Origin of the sequence: Microbispora sp. KK1-11 (genome assembly GCF_006874435.1) — a bacterium.
In the GTDB taxonomy this organism is placed as follows: Bacteria; Actinomycetota; Actinomycetes; order Streptosporangiales; family Streptosporangiaceae; genus Microbispora; species Microbispora catharanthi.
Genome location: NZ_VIRJ01000017.1, coordinates 160455 through 174111 on the forward strand (window position 1 = coordinate 160455; position 13657 = coordinate 174111).

Genomic DNA, 13657 nt, shown 5'->3' on the forward strand with positions numbered 1-13657 from the left:
AGCCTGGAATTCTCCCAGGCCGCCGGGGGCGTTCGCGTGTCCGGCCCGGCGAGCCGGTCGTTCGATCCTGACCGCTCAGCCGGCCGGCGCCGGCGCACGGACGACGACCATGGGACACCTCGCGTAGTGGAGCATGGCCTGGCAGACCGATCCGAGGACCAGACCCATGAACTCGCCGTGGCCCCGGGAGCCGATGACGAGCAGGTCGGCGCTCGCCGACGCGTGCCGCAGCACGTCCACCGGATGGCCCCGGACGGCCTCCTCGACGACCTTGACGTCGGGATAGCGCTCGCGGCGCCCGGCGAGGGCCTCCCTGATCATCCGCACCTCGACCTTCTCATCGTCGAAGTCGTCGGGGAGCGGTGCGAAGCCGCCGCCCGCCTCCAGCGGGCTGTAGGCGTGCACCGCCCGCAGTCCCGTCCCGCGCAGCGCCGCCTCGGCGAAGGCGAAGTCGAGCACCTTGGCGCAGGCGGGCGATCCGTCGATGCCGACCACGATCTCCGGGCGTGGCGCGGAGGGCACCTCCCGCACGACCACCACATCGCATGGGGCGCGACCCGCCACGCCGTACGCGACCGAGCCGAGCAGCAGGCCGCGGAAGCCGCCGAGCCCGTGGTTGCCGAGCACCAGGAGATCGGCGTCCACGGCCGCCTCGACGAGCGCCGAGCGCGGGTCGCCGGCCAGGATCGCGGTGTCGACGGGCACCCGGGGAGCCTCCGCGCGAACCCGCTCGGCGGCGGCGCCGAGCACGGCGGCGGCGCCGTCGCGCATCCACGCCGCGACGCTGGTGTACGGACCCTGCCGAGCGGTCGAGCACGCCCAGGCGGGGATGGCGTTGGCGATGTGCAGGGGGACGCCGCGCAGGTCGGCCTCCCGGGCCGCCCAGCAGGCGGCCTCCATGCCGGCGTGCGAGCCGTCGACGCCCACGACGATCATGATGCCCTCCCCTCGGCCGGTCCTTCCATCACACCGTTCCCTCTGCGGGGCCATGCGAGCGCCGCCGAAGGTCCCGCCGGGACGGGACCTCCGGCCCCCACGCCGCCTACGACACCCCCACTCCTACAACAGGGCGTGCTCGGGGGAGGCGGCGCGGGCGGTGAGGTGGTGGCGCAGGCGCTCGCCCTCGACGTCGAGGTCGGGCAGCGCCCGGTCCAGGGCGCGGGGCAGCCACCAGGCGGCGCGGCCGAGCATGGACATCACGGCGGGGACGAGGGTCATGCGGACCACGAAGGCGTCGACGAGCACGCCGACCGCGAGCGCGAAGCCCATCGACTTGATGATGGGGTCGTTCATGAACACGAACCCGCCGAACACGGCCGTCATGATCAGCGCCGCGGCGGTGACGACCCGCGCGTTGTGCCCCATCCCGTTGATCGTCGCCTGGCGGGGAGTGTCGCCGTGCACGTAGTCCTCGCGCATCCGCGAGACCAGGAACACCTCGTAGTCCATGGCCAGGCCGAACAGGATGCCGATGAGCAGGATCGGCAGGAAGCTCACCAGCGGGCCCGGCACGTCCACGCCCAGCAGACCGGCCAGGTGGCCCTCCTGGAAGATCGCCACGGTGATGCCGAAGGTCGAGCCGACGGTGAGCAGGAAGCCCAGCGCCGCCTTGACCGGGACCAGGATCGAGCGGAAGACGAGCATGAGCAGCAGCACCGACAGGCCGACCACCAGCAGCAGGTACACGGGCATGGCGTCGGCGAGCTTGTCGGAGACGTCGATGCCCACGGCCGTCGCGCCGGTGACGGCGATCTCGGCGCCGCGGATCGCGGCGACCTTGGCGCGGATGGCGTGGACGGCGTCCTCGGTGGCCGCGGCGGTGGGCCCGGCCTTGGGGATGATGGTCAGCAGCGCGGTGGTGCCCGCGGCGTTGGGCTGCGGCGGGGCCACGGCCAGCACACCGGGGGTCTGCTGGATCATCCGGGCGGCCTCACCCGCGGCGGCGGTCGTGGCCGCGCGGTCGGCGGCGGAGACCACGGCGATCAGGCGGGCGTTGAAGCCCTCGCCGAACCCCTCGCTGGTCAGGTCGTACGCCTCGCGGGCCGGGGTGCCGGGAGCGGCGGTGCCGGCGTCGGGCAGGGCCAGCCGCAGGTCCTGGGCCGGCAGCGTGAGCGCGCCGAGGCCGAGGACTCCGGCCAGCAGGATCGGCACGCGCAGCCGGGTGACGACCCGTCCCCAGGTGTAGCCGAAGCCCCTGCCGCCCGCGTCCGCGTTCTCGCCGGTGCGCTGCTTGCGGGGCAGCACCCGGGCTCCGGCGTACGACAGGAAGGCGGGCAGCAGCGTGAGGGCGACCAGCACGGCGACGGCCACGGTGCCGGCGGCGGCCAGGCCCATCACGCTCAGGAACGGGATGCCGACCACCGACAGACCGGCGAGCGCGATGACCACGGTGGCCCCGGCGAACACGACCGCGGAGCCGGCGGTGCCGACCGCCCGGCCCGCGGCCTCCGCGGGTTCGACGCCCTCGGCCAGGAACTGGCGATAGCGGGAGGTGATGAACAACGAGTAGTCGATGCCGACGGCCAGGCCCAGCATCAGCGCGAGCACCGGCGTGACGGAGGTCAGCTCGACGAGGCCGCTGAGCGCGAACAGGCCGCCCATGCCGGCCCCCACGCCGATCAGCGCGTTCAGCAGGGTCATGCCGGCGGCCACCAGCGAGCCGAAGGTGACGATCAGCACGACCGCGGCGATCACGACGCCGATCCCTTCCGACCCGCCCACTTCCGGCGCGGCGTTCAGGACCTCGCCGCCGTGCTCGACCCGCAGCCCGGTCGCCGAGGACCCGGCCTTCAGGTAGGCCGCGCGCTGGGCGTCGGTCACGTCCTTGAGCCCGCGGTCGAACTGCACCTGGACCAGGGCGTAGCGGCCGTCGGCGGAGACCGAGCCGACCCGGAACGGATCCATGGCGGCGAGGACGCCGGGCACGGCGGCGGCCTCCTTGACCACGGGCGCGACCGCGGCGGCGTCCAGCTTCCGGCCCTGCGGAGCGGCGACGACGATGGTGCCGGTGGCACCGCTGGCCTGCGGGAACTCCTTGGCCAGGGCGTCCAGCGCGCGCTGCGACTCGGTGCCGGGCATGGCGAACTTGTCGCCGGTCGGGCCGTGGAAGGCCGCGGCGGCCAGGCCCAGGACCACGAGCAGCAGCAGCCACACGGCGGCCACGCGCCCGCGTCTGCGGAAGGAGAACCGGCCCAGCCGGTACAGCAGGGTTGCCAAAGCAGATCTCTTTCTTCGGGAGGTCAGTCGGTCCGCAGACCGAGCGTGCGCAACGCACCGCGGGTCAGCTCCGCGCGCAGCGTCTCCTCGGGGAGCGCGAGCTCGCCGGCGCTGGTCAGGATGATCCCCAGCATCGCCATCCAGGCCCAGACCCGGGCCTCGGGGGCGGCCGAGCGGCCGGACAGGGCGTCCGTCAGCCGTCCGGTGATGCCGTCCACGTCCGGCAGTTCCGGCCGGTTGATCAGCGCGTCGACGTCCTGCAGGAGGATCTTCACCTGCAGCCGGAAGCGCAGGGACAGGTCAACGAGCCCGGCGACGGCGGCACGGGCGGCCTCCTCGCCGTCGAGCCCGGCGAGCCGCCCTTCCAGCGCGGCGAACTCCGGCCCGACGGGCGCCAGCAGCTCGGTCAAGATCGCGTCCTTGTTCGTGAAGTGGTAGAGCAAGGACGCCTTGGAGCAGCCCGCGTCCGTGGCGATGTCCTGCAGGGAGGTGCCGCGGAAGCCGTGGGCGGCGAACAGCCGCACGGCCGAATCCAGGATGTCCGCGCGCATGGTGGTTGCGGAACGTGCCATGCGGATACCCTAGCTGACCGATCGGCCAGCTTTGACCGATCGGACAGTAACCGCCTCCGGCAGTAGTCGGTGCTCCATGCCGGCCTTCGCCTGGCACGGCCACCTCGTGGAGATCTCATGCGCCGTCCATCGGTACAGACATGCGGCACGACGACCCGATGCGGGGCTCGGCGTATGCGGCGACCGGTGTCATGCGATAGCGCCGAAGGAACCAGCCGACTTGGGCCGAGTTGTCCCGTCGTGTGTGACAGCGTACGAGGTTATGACCGAGCTACTGATCATCGCCGGAGACACCTTCCAGCGCAGATATGGTCGCTACCTCATCGTCGACGGCGACGGTCCGACCATCGACACGGAAGATGCGCGGCTCTTGGGCGGCGAATTGTGCTCCACCACCCAGAATCTGATGGTCATCGAGTCGATCGCAGGGCGCGACTCCTTCAGTTCTGGCCGGATCGCCCATGAGAACGAAGGGGCCGAGACGGTCGGAAGCTCGTCCCGGCCGGCGCGTCATGGGTCGGTCAATCCTCAGCGCCCCCGTACCGCCCGCTGCATGAATCTATTGTGCCGCCTGCCAAAATTGCACTACCAGCAGGTGATGCCGATGAGTTCTGATGTGAACTCTTCGTGGGCGCGATCGCGTTGTCCCCTGCGACGAGCCAATCGGCCGCATTGACCTCGTACAGATCCGACTGTGCGTCGAAGGCTGGGGGCGGAGGTCCAGGCCCTCCCCTGTCGATGCCCTGGTGCTTGGGGAAATTCGCAGTCTGTCGTCCGCGAAGAAGCGCTATCGCTTGGATCGATTAAGTCAGCGGCGGCGCCTCGTGGCCAGATACTGCCTGTGCGGGAGGCCGAACCAATTGCCGTTGACGATCGCACCGCTCAGCCGACCCGCCAAGGAAAAGGCCACCGCCACGCGCGCGTTGAAGTCCTGCCCTGGGGCGAGTCCGGCGGCCTCCAAGTCTTGATCCAGATAGCCGGGATCGATGCCCTCGCGATCGATATGGGGGGCGGTCAGCGACAATGCGGTGACGATGGCGCCATCCCGGGCCAAGGTCAGGCCGCTGTCGAGGTTGACGGTCCAGTAGATGTTGATCGCCTGCCCTCCGCCGGAGGACAGGGAACGGAGCCGGTCCGGTTCGGCTCCCAGATAGCTCTGCGGTTCCACAACGAGCGTGTGAGCGTCGCCGATCGGCCCTATGAGGAGGATGGGCTGGTCGCCAGGTAGGCGCCAGCGCTCGGCGTTGAGCTCGTGAATCGTGCGCAGAACGGCGGACGACGGATCTGCACCGAGAGCGCGGGCGACGTCGTCGCTGTGGAGACCACGGACCCATGTCCCGCAGAATTGCTCGAACAGCCCCACGCCTTCCAGCATGTCGGCCACGTCTCTGGCGTTCACAGGACCTCGCTGATGAGGGAAATGGGCGGCCCCCGTGACTGAACGGGAGCCGCCCTGATGTCAGAGAGCTATCCTACTTGATACGCACCCAGAACTTGTCGCCGTCGAGAATTCTGAACCTCTCGTAGAAGAAGTTCAGGTCGATGCCCGCGTCTCTGTTGTGCAAGCGGTCGACTGGCTTGATGGAGATGTTGGTTCCGGCGAACGCAGCTCCCTCATGGGCTGTCGCGAACGGATACTCATCGCATTGCTTTCCGCTTCTCTCCGCCGCCGTCCACTCCCTGATGCAGAGTGTGTCCTTTCTGTTCTCATTCTTGGTCGGGATATCCATATAACCCGGCGGCAGGTCCTTATAACGTGCGGCACGGTGCAACGGAAACGCGCGCGGGTCGGTCGGTTCCTGCATGCGTCCGGGCAGGAAGTCGGCGTTTCCAGGAACGACCTTGTTGTCCGCGTACGGCTTCGTTGTCCACGGCTGATAGAACGCCTGCCAGACGTGGCTGGCGACCTGTCCGATGGCGGGGTCGGTCCGCTTCATCTGGTAGATCATGCGTGCGTGCTTGAGACGACAGCCGCCCTTGTAACGCACGATCGCCGGACTGGTGTCACAGAAGACATCGGGTTCGATTTCCGGCTGGGACAGCGGTGCCGTGTCGACCGGAAGCTCGCCGAATGACGAATCGATGTGAATCCATGGCCGCAGGGTGCAGGTCGCCGTGTTGTCCGGGCCAGAACCTCCGTCGGAGTGGAAAATGAACTCCTCGTGCGGGTCGGATTTCCAGGACGCCAGGCTTCTCGTCCTCTGCGCCTCCGACCGAGGGTTGACCTCCTGACATTCGGCTGCCGCATGCCCGGGCTCCGGCGCCGCCTTGATGAACGCCTTGATGTAAGTATCCGGAGGCGTCGTCATGGCGTGCCCCTCGGTGTCTATCCAGAAGGGCTGGCTCACCTTGATCCAGGCTTTCATGTCTCGCGGCCGGGTTCCGCCCGGCGAGGTACCCCAGTGATCAGGAATGGCAGAGGCGCCGGCGCCGTCGCCGACATAGGTGTGTACTACCGATGACGCCGAGAATTGGAAGGCGCCCAATCCGACCCTCTTCTTCTGGCCACTGCTGTTGACGGTCACCTTGAAGATCGGGAGCATCAGCCACTGGCTGTAGCAATAGAAGTACGGACGGACGTATGCTATGGCGCCTTCGGGGACGTTCGAGCGCAATCTGAACTGCTCGTTTTCGCACCACTCCGCGGTTGGATGCCCCGACTGCAGGTCGGGATAGCCGTACGGAAACTGCGCGGTCGCCGCCGCCAGCGAGGCTGCGGCCTGCGACGTCCCCTCCCTGGATGTCTGTGCCTGCGTGGCAAGCGACTGCCAGCCGGTCCAAGCGCTTGTCTTTCCGGAGTCAGTGACACGGGCACGCCATCGGACCTTCTCGCCGTTCTGTAGTTGGTCCTTGGGCACCTGCAGCGTCACCTGGGACTCGCCGGCCTTGGCAGTGGTCTGGCCCGACCAGATCCGATGCTTGCCCTCGGCTGTCTTGTGCGTCTTGGCGGACTTGATGGGCTTGGCGGGTTCGCCGGCGATCTCCACTTCCACCTTCGCCTCGCCGTCGTGCCCGGTGAGCCAAGTGGTCAGGCGGGGGGTGAGCGTATCGGCGACGGTGACACCGTTCTCGGTGCGGCTGTCGTCCACCGTCAGCTTCTCAACTGCGGTGGCGGGGTTACCGGCCGCGCCGGTGCTCAGTCTCTGTGCTGCGCTGCTCGTCCCTGCGGCACCGACGGGGGTGTTCATGTCGGTTTGGATCTGCGCTGCGGTTTGGGCGCGGTTGTAGATGCGGACCTCGTCGATGAGGCCTTGGAAGTATTCGCCCCATACGTTGTTGCCGCCGATGTGGAGGGGGCCGCCGTCGTCATAGAGACTGCCGGTTATCGCGGCGGTGGCCGCCTGGCTGCCGTTGACGAACAGGCGGGCGGTCGTGCCGTCGTAGGTGACGGCGATGTGGCTCCAGGTGTTGGTCGGCAGTGGCGTGGAGGGGCCGAACTCCCAGTCGTAGTCCGTGGTGAGGTATCCGACGGGTCCCTGTCCGTTGGATGCGTACAGCGAGTAGGAGGCTCCGTCGAGCGAGCTGAGCTCCTTCATGATCACGCTGCGGTAGCCCGTCACTGCGCTGGGTTTCACCCAGGCCGACAAGGTCATGCCGGTGGACAGGCGAAGCGACGGCGCGTTGTTGATCGTGACCCAGCTCGAGGTGCCGTTGAACGACAGGGCCTTGCCGTACTTGCCCTGGGTGGTCCAGCTGGTGTCCGTGGCCGTGCCGGTGTTGTTCGTCCCCGACGAGTCGGCGACCACGGTGCCGGCGCCCTGCTCCATGCCGTAGGCCGCCACCAGCCCCTGAACCGGAGTCGGCGTTGGTGTCGGGCTCGGTGTCGGGCTCGGTGTCGGGCTGGGGCTGGTTCCCGGTGTGGTGGAGCCGACGGGGGTGTTCATGTCGGTTTGGATCTCGGCCGCGGTCTGGGCGCGGTTGTAGATGCGGACCTCGTCGATCAGCCCGCTGAAGAACTCGCCCCAGGCGTCGTTGCCGCCGATGTGGAGCGGGCTGCCGTCGTCGTAGAGGCTTCCGCTCACGGCTTTCTGGGCGACCTGCTGGCCGTTGACGAACAACCGCAGGGCGGCACCGTCGTAGGTCAGCGCCAGGTGGCTCCAGGTGTTCACCGCCAGAGGGGAACTCCCGCTGAGGGTGGAGAAGTTGTCAGGCGCGGTCTGCACCCAGCCGGCCGGGCCCGTGCCGTTGGAGGCGTACAGGGTGTAGGAAACGCCCTCGGTGCTCAGCTCCTTGGCCAGCACGCTTCTCCAGTCGGTCACCGTGGCCGGGTTGACCCAGGCCGAAAGCGTCATCCCGGTCGTCAAGCGCAGCGACGCGGCGTCCGGGACGGTGACCCAACTGGAGGAGCCGTCGAACGACAGCGCCTTACCGAACTTACCATTCGCCCAGCCGGTGTTGCTGCCCGTGCCAGTGTTGCTCCGCCCGGAGGAGTCGCCCACGCTGGTGCCCGATCCCTCGTTCATGCCGTAGGCCGCGACCAGGCCCGTAATGGGAGCCGGCGTGTCCGCAGCCGTGGTGAACGACCAAGTGTAGGGGGCCATGGCATTACCCGAGCCGTCCTTGGCCCCACTGACCTCGACTCGATACGCCTTCGAGGCAGTAAGCGGCGAGGTTGGCGTGAAGGTCCATTCAGAGTTGCCGTTGCCGCCCGCCAACGTTCCCTGTACGGTCGCGTCCGACGGGTCCTTGACCGTGACCTGGACCTCGGACACCGCCTCGTTGAACGTCACCTTGACTGCGGTATTGGCTGGCACGTTGGAAGCGTCACGGCCGGGCTCGATTCCGGTCACGGTCGGTGCGTCTGTATCAGGGTCAGCCGTGGTGAACGACCATGAGTAAGGGGCTGCCATGGGATTACCGGCGTAGTCTTTGGCGCCCTGAACGGTGGCCGTGTAGACGGTGCTGCTCTGCAGGCTCTGCTGCGGCGAAAAGGCAATGACGCCGTTGTCCGGATCCAATGCCTGATCGCCTGGAATGGAAGTCCCGGAGGGGTCCGTGAGGGTTAGCTGTGCTCCATTAACCGCCTCTGTGAACTCGACGCTCATTCGGGCGTCCACGGGCACGCCGGTGGCGTTCGCGGCCGGGGCGGCTGACTTCACGGTCGGCGGCGTCGAGTCCGGCTCGGGTGTGGGCGTGGGCGATGTCGACGGCCATGGCACCTCGGCCACCACGTCAGGGTCCTCGCCGGGCAGTGGCTGGAGTGCATCGCGTTCGACGTCGTAGGGGTCATGGCTCCCGCTTAGGGCGTTGACCTCCTCGATGGACCGACCAGGCAGATCAGGAATGCCGGAATAGCCGGTAATCCGATTGGCTTCCGCCTCTTCATAGCTGGGCATGTGATCCAGCGGCTCACTGGAGCCCATCCACATGCTCACATAGTTAGTCACCGGCGGCGTGTATTCGATCATCAAAGTGGGAGGGTGACGATAGCCCGGGTAGGGTTGTCCGCCGCTGTATTCACTGGAGTAATACTGGCGCCAGTTGGTTGCCGCCGTCTCGCTGTAGGCTCGCAGCACCATCCCGTGGTTGGGTACGTCCTGTTCGATCCATGCGCGGGCCATGGTCTTGACCTGATGCCACAACGCCTCGTCCTTGGCGCACCAGGTGCCGCTGGCGTCGTAGTTGTAGCCAGCCTTGTTGAGTCCCTCGGTGCCGCTGGCTCTGGTCGGTTGCTCGTCCCAGGTCACATAACCTTCACTCCAGTCGGAGGTGACCCGCTGGGCGACAATGCCCGACCCCAGTGTTTCAGCGCACAACGCTCCGTTGGGGCCGCCGGACTTGTAGTTCCAAATGATCAGGTCGGCGTCGACGACGGTGGCGCCCCACAGGTCTTCGGTGTTGAACTTCAGGTACACGCGCGCGATGTCCGCGCTGGTTTGGGTGGTGCCCGCGCGTAGCCACCCGTCCGGGCCGTGGTTGCTGTAGGGCTCGTTCTTGTTGACCCAGGAGTCGGCGGGTTTGCCGCCGCCGAACCACTCGGAGGAGGCGGCGATCGTCACCGGGTAGGTCACCGCCGGGTCGGCCAGGAACTTCTCGTCCGGGGTGAACACCAGCTCCGACGTCGCGCCGGCGGTCTCCACATGCGCGTCGACCCGGGAACTCCTGCCCTGCTCGGGCGAGGCCTCCACCTTGGCGTCCATCGCCGTCAGCACGACCGGCGCCGCCGCCGCCTTGCCCTTGGCGTCCTGCAACTGCGGCAACCCCTCGGGGCCCTTACCGAACTTGGTGCCGTCGGGAAGGGTGAGCGGCAGCCGTACGGTCACCGGGCCGTCCGGTTTGCGCCGGAAGACCACCTGGGAGACGAAACCGTCGCCCTGGGCGATCACCACCAGGTCAGCCCCCGGTGCAACGGCGTCGGGGTAGGTGACCGTGCTGCCGGAGACCTTCGGCTCCGGCAGCGGCTGGCTCACGCTCAGGCCGCTGGTGCCCTGCTCCCCCTTCGCCGAGACCAGGTGCTTGGCCCCGCGCCCACCGAAGGTCAGCGGCGACTTCACCCGCGCCGCCTGCAACGTGCCGTCGCGGGCCACGATCCTGGTGTCGATCGGCTCCCACGCGCCGCTGGACGGGTTCTTCAGCTGTACGGGCCGAGTGGACAACTCGGCGCGCAGATGCTTGCCGTCAGGCTGCGCCCAGACCTTCATCTTCTCGGTGAAGCGGGCGGGGACCTCGACGGGTTTACCGGACTTGGCCGCCTTCTCCCAGGCGGCCTTGACCGCTGAATCCGAAGATGCCTTCGGTTGTGTTGCCGACGAGGAGGCGGGGGTCGGGGGTGGCGGGGGTGCCTGGGCGACCGCGGGCGCGCTCATGAGCGGGAGCGGTAGCACCAGGGTCGCGATCAGGGCAGCACGGCGGCGCGTCCGGACGGATAAGCCGGACGCTGATCGGCGTCTGTTCACTCACAACCTTTCGCAACACATGGATGGGGGGATACAGCACGACCAGGAATGGAAACAGATATGTTTGAGCCGCCCTGCGCCAGGAGTGGTTACGCGACTCACATGGCCGTGCCTGGTTCTCTCGCTGCGAGGCACGGGTGAGGGGTCGATACGCCTTCCGTTTGAACGGCAGCGGCTTCATCCCGTGTTCACTGTGCTCCCCACGTGAAGTACAAGGGCCAAACCCTTCTCTTGCAGCACGGCGTACCACCCTGGCCGACGGGTGCGTATGTAGCCAGGGTGCCGGGAGCCCTCATGGATGTCTTGACTTCTTCTGCACGCTTCATGGCGATTTGTGCACGCCGCCGACGGCCTGGTGCCATGTCCAGGTCGGACCTCGCCGGGGGCAACCGCCGGCGGCTGAGCCTCACCGACGAGGGAAAGCGGCGGGCGGCCTAATCCGGCAGAATTCGAAGACCGGCCGGCCGCCGTCGTCGCGGCAAGCGGCGTGCCCCACGCCGACCACCTTCGACCGGCTGGAACGGGAGGCGGGTAAATAAGCCCGAACGTCGACACCCCGCCCTTACACCCGCGCACGTTCTGTACGCGCAGGTCCGCTCCTCGGTGACTGTGCTTTCCCTGCTCACGCACCGCAACGCCACAGTCGCACACATGACATTGACGGCGACTTGTCAGCGAGCCATCCTGCTGTCTGCTCTGTACATCGTGCTCATCGCATTCACAATGCCGTGCGGCGAAGAGCGCTTCGCGCGAGAGAAGTTGGCGCTGCCGTAACAACGACTCGTTGAGGACAGGCATGAGAGTGATGGACTGGAGCACCAGGGACCTGGCCGTTCGGGATCGGTTTCCCTCCTGGTACGACGCCATGTCGGAGACACTTGTCTGCACATGGTTGACTACGGAAGATCCCGCCCGCTTCCACGCATCAGCCCGACTGGCCGATCTCGGCGGATTACAGTTTTCGGTGATGAGCCATAACACGCTTCAGGCGAGCCGCCCCGCAAAGCTCATCCGGAAATCGGACCCGGAAGTTTTCCAGCTGCACCTTGTCCTCACCGGCGGTGGCGGCATACGGCAGGCGGGACGGGATGCCACCTTTCAGGCGGGGCAGTTGCTCATCATCGATTCCTCCTGGCCGTACGAGGGATGGCGGGGAGCCGACGACAATCAGGCCCATGCGGTGATCGTCCAGTTCCCCCGGGCGGCGCTCAGCCTGCGTTCCGATATGGTCAGGCAGCTCGCGGCGGCGCCGATTCCCGTGCAGCACGGCATCACCGGCGTCCTTGCCGGGCATCTCAGGCATCTGGCAGCACACGCCGAGGGTCTCACCCCTCGCAACGCGGAGGCGGTGTCCGCCGTCACCCTCGATCTGATCGCGGCCGCCTGCGCCGACCGGCTCGAGACCACCGCCCTGCTGTCCCCTGAATCACGGCACCAGGCTCTGCTGTCGCTGGTCCACGACTTCATCCGGCAGCGGCTCGGCGACCCGGACCTGACCCCGGAGACGATCGCCGCGGCGCACCAGGTCTCCGTCCGGCACCTGTACAAGATGTTCCAGAAGCAGGGCGTCACCGTGGCGGCCTGGATCCGCCGATGCCGGCTCGAACGGTGCCACCGCGATCTCGCCGATCCCCGGCAGCGTGCTCGCCCCATCCAGGCCATCGCTGCCCGCTGGGGCTTCACCGATGCCGCGACCTTCAGCCGCGCCTTCCGCGCCGCCTACGGCATGTCACCTCGCGATCACCGTAATTCCACAGCAGGAACCGAACTGCCGGTGAGTGCGCCCGTGTGGTCCTGATGCTTCTGTCTCGAAGCGCTCGACCGGTGACCCGCCAGGTCACCGGTCGACGAGGGCGGCGAAGGTCTCCGGCCCGTGCAGCCGGGCGATGAACGAGCGGGCGCCCCGGCCGGTACCGCGACACGGGCGCCGGCAACGGCGAGCCCGTCGCACCGGCAGGAGCACCGCAAGGCCTGTTAGAGGCCGAGATGGTCCACCGACACCTGCCAGAGGAGGGTGGCCGCCTCCGGGTCGAGCGCGTACGCCGCGACTCCCCGGCGGGTGCCCTCCCGATTCGGCTCCGCCTCCTGGCAGTCCTCGAAGTACCGCCCGGTGACGCCCTCCAGCAGCGGCGAGGCCGCGACCAGCACGGACGTGGACGCGCCCTGCTCGACCGTCTTCCACGTGGGGCCGCCGCCGCCCGCCTGGGCGCGCATGCGCTCGAGCTCCTCGTCGGTGACGTGCCGCTGGAGGTTGGTGCGGATGGCGCCGGGCATGAGCGCGTTGACCGTGATGCCGTCACCGGCCCACCGCCTGCCGGCCTCGACCGCGAACAGCACGTTGGCCGTCTTCGACTGCCCGTACGCCAGCCACGGGTCGTACGGGCGCTCCTTGAAGTGGATGTCGTCGAAGACGACCGGCGACCGCAGGTGGGCGGTGGAGCTGACCGACACGACGCGGGCGCCGCCAGCCGCCGCGAGCGCCGGGTGGAGGCCCGTGGTCAGCGCGAAGTGCCCGAGGTGGTTGGTGGCGAACTGCAGTTCCCAGCCCTCCGGCGTCCGCGTCTCCGGGCACGCCATCACTCCGGCGTTGTTGACCAGGATGTGCAGCGGCCCCTCCCACGCGGCGGCGAACGCGGCGACGGAGGCCCGGTCGGCGAGGTCCAGCGGCGCGACGAGGACGGGTGCGCCCGCGGTGGTGGCGGCGATGTCCTCCGCGGTCCGCTTGCCCGCGTCGAGGTCGCGGACCGCGATCGTCACCTCCGCGCCCGCCGCGGCCAGCGCGCGGGCGGTCTCGACGCCGATTCCCGACGCCCCGCCGGTCACGATCGCCCGCCGCCCGCGCAGGTCGACGCCCTCCAGGACCTCGGCCGCGGTGGACTGCCCCGTGAACGGCGTGGTGATACGCGTGGTTCGAGTCATGTTCGTCCCCGTCCCGTACGGCGGCAGGGGCCCCTCGGGAGCCCGGCCGCTACA

The 13657-nt window shown here is 68.4% G+C and carries 8 protein-coding genes; 2 read left to right on the top strand and 6 right to left on the bottom strand.

Translation table 11 applies throughout. The features are described from left to right. Positions 1-75: 75 nt before the first annotated feature. The 3 genes from FLW16_RS24185 to FLW16_RS24195 form a co-directional block, all read right to left on the bottom strand. Complete coding sequence (locus FLW16_RS24185; RefSeq protein ID WP_142562394.1) at positions 76-936, bottom strand: universal stress protein; 861 nt, start codon at positions 934-936, stop codon at positions 76-78. Positions 937-1059: 123 nt separating this feature from the next. Next, entirely contained in the window at positions 1060-3216 is a 2157-nt protein-coding gene (locus FLW16_RS24190; RefSeq protein WP_142562395.1) for an MMPL family transporter, read from the bottom strand. Between the two features lie 23 nt (positions 3217-3239). Further along, positions 3240-3788, bottom strand: coding sequence for a TetR/AcrR family transcriptional regulator (locus FLW16_RS24195; protein ID WP_142562396.1), 549 nt, complete (start codon positions 3786-3788; stop codon positions 3240-3242). 262 nt (positions 3789-4050) lie between these two features. Between FLW16_RS24195 and FLW16_RS24200 the strand changes: the two genes are divergently transcribed. After that, entirely contained in the window at positions 4051-4464 is a 414-nt protein-coding gene (locus tag FLW16_RS24200; protein WP_142562397.1) for a hypothetical protein, read from the top strand. Positions 4465-4596: 132 nt separating this feature from the next. Here the strand turns inward: FLW16_RS24200 and FLW16_RS24205 are convergent, their stop codons facing one another. Next, positions 4597-5187 carry a DUF6461 domain-containing protein gene (locus tag FLW16_RS24205; RefSeq protein WP_142562398.1) on the bottom strand — a complete coding sequence of 197 codons (591 nt, stop codon included), beginning with the start codon at positions 5185-5187 and terminating at the stop codon, positions 4597-4599. A 73-nt stretch (positions 5188-5260) separates the two neighbouring features. Further along, positions 5261-10594 carry a LamG-like jellyroll fold domain-containing protein gene (locus FLW16_RS24210; protein ID WP_142562399.1) on the bottom strand — a complete coding sequence of 1778 codons (5334 nt, stop codon included), beginning with the start codon at positions 10592-10594 and terminating at the stop codon, positions 5261-5263. A gap of 886 nt (positions 10595-11480) precedes the next feature. On the opposite strand from FLW16_RS24210, the gene FLW16_RS24215 reads away from it, so the two are divergent. Next, entirely contained in the window at positions 11481-12482 is a 1002-nt protein-coding gene (locus FLW16_RS24215) for a helix-turn-helix domain-containing protein (RefSeq protein WP_142562400.1), read from the top strand. Positions 12483-12658: 176 nt separating this feature from the next. Here the strand turns inward: FLW16_RS24215 and FLW16_RS24220 are convergent, their stop codons facing one another. Beyond that, positions 12659-13603, bottom strand: coding sequence for an SDR family NAD(P)-dependent oxidoreductase (locus FLW16_RS24220; protein ID WP_142562401.1), 945 nt, complete (start codon positions 13601-13603; stop codon positions 12659-12661). Between the last annotated feature and the right edge of the window lie 54 nt (positions 13604-13657).

Coding starts and splice junctions, on each gene's coding strand:
- FLW16_RS24185 (WP_142562394.1), bottom strand. CDS start 936: ATGATCGTCGTGGGCGTCGACGGCTCGCACGCCGGCATGGAGGCCGCC.
- FLW16_RS24195 (WP_142562396.1), bottom strand. CDS start 3,788: ATGGCACGTTCCGCAACCACCATGCGCGCGGACATCCTGGATTCGGCC.
- FLW16_RS24200 (WP_142562397.1), top strand. CDS start 4,051: ATGACCGAGCTACTGATCATCGCCGGAGACACCTTCCAGCGCAGATAT.
- FLW16_RS24210 (WP_142562399.1), bottom strand. CDS start 10,594: ATGAGCGCGCCCGCGGTCGCCCAGGCACCCCCGCCACCCCCGACCCCC.
- FLW16_RS24215 (WP_142562400.1), top strand. CDS start 11,481: ATGAGAGTGATGGACTGGAGCACCAGGGACCTGGCCGTTCGGGATCGG.
- FLW16_RS24220 (WP_142562401.1), bottom strand. CDS start 13,603: ATGACTCGAACCACGCGTATCACCACGCCGTTCACGGGGCAGTCCACC.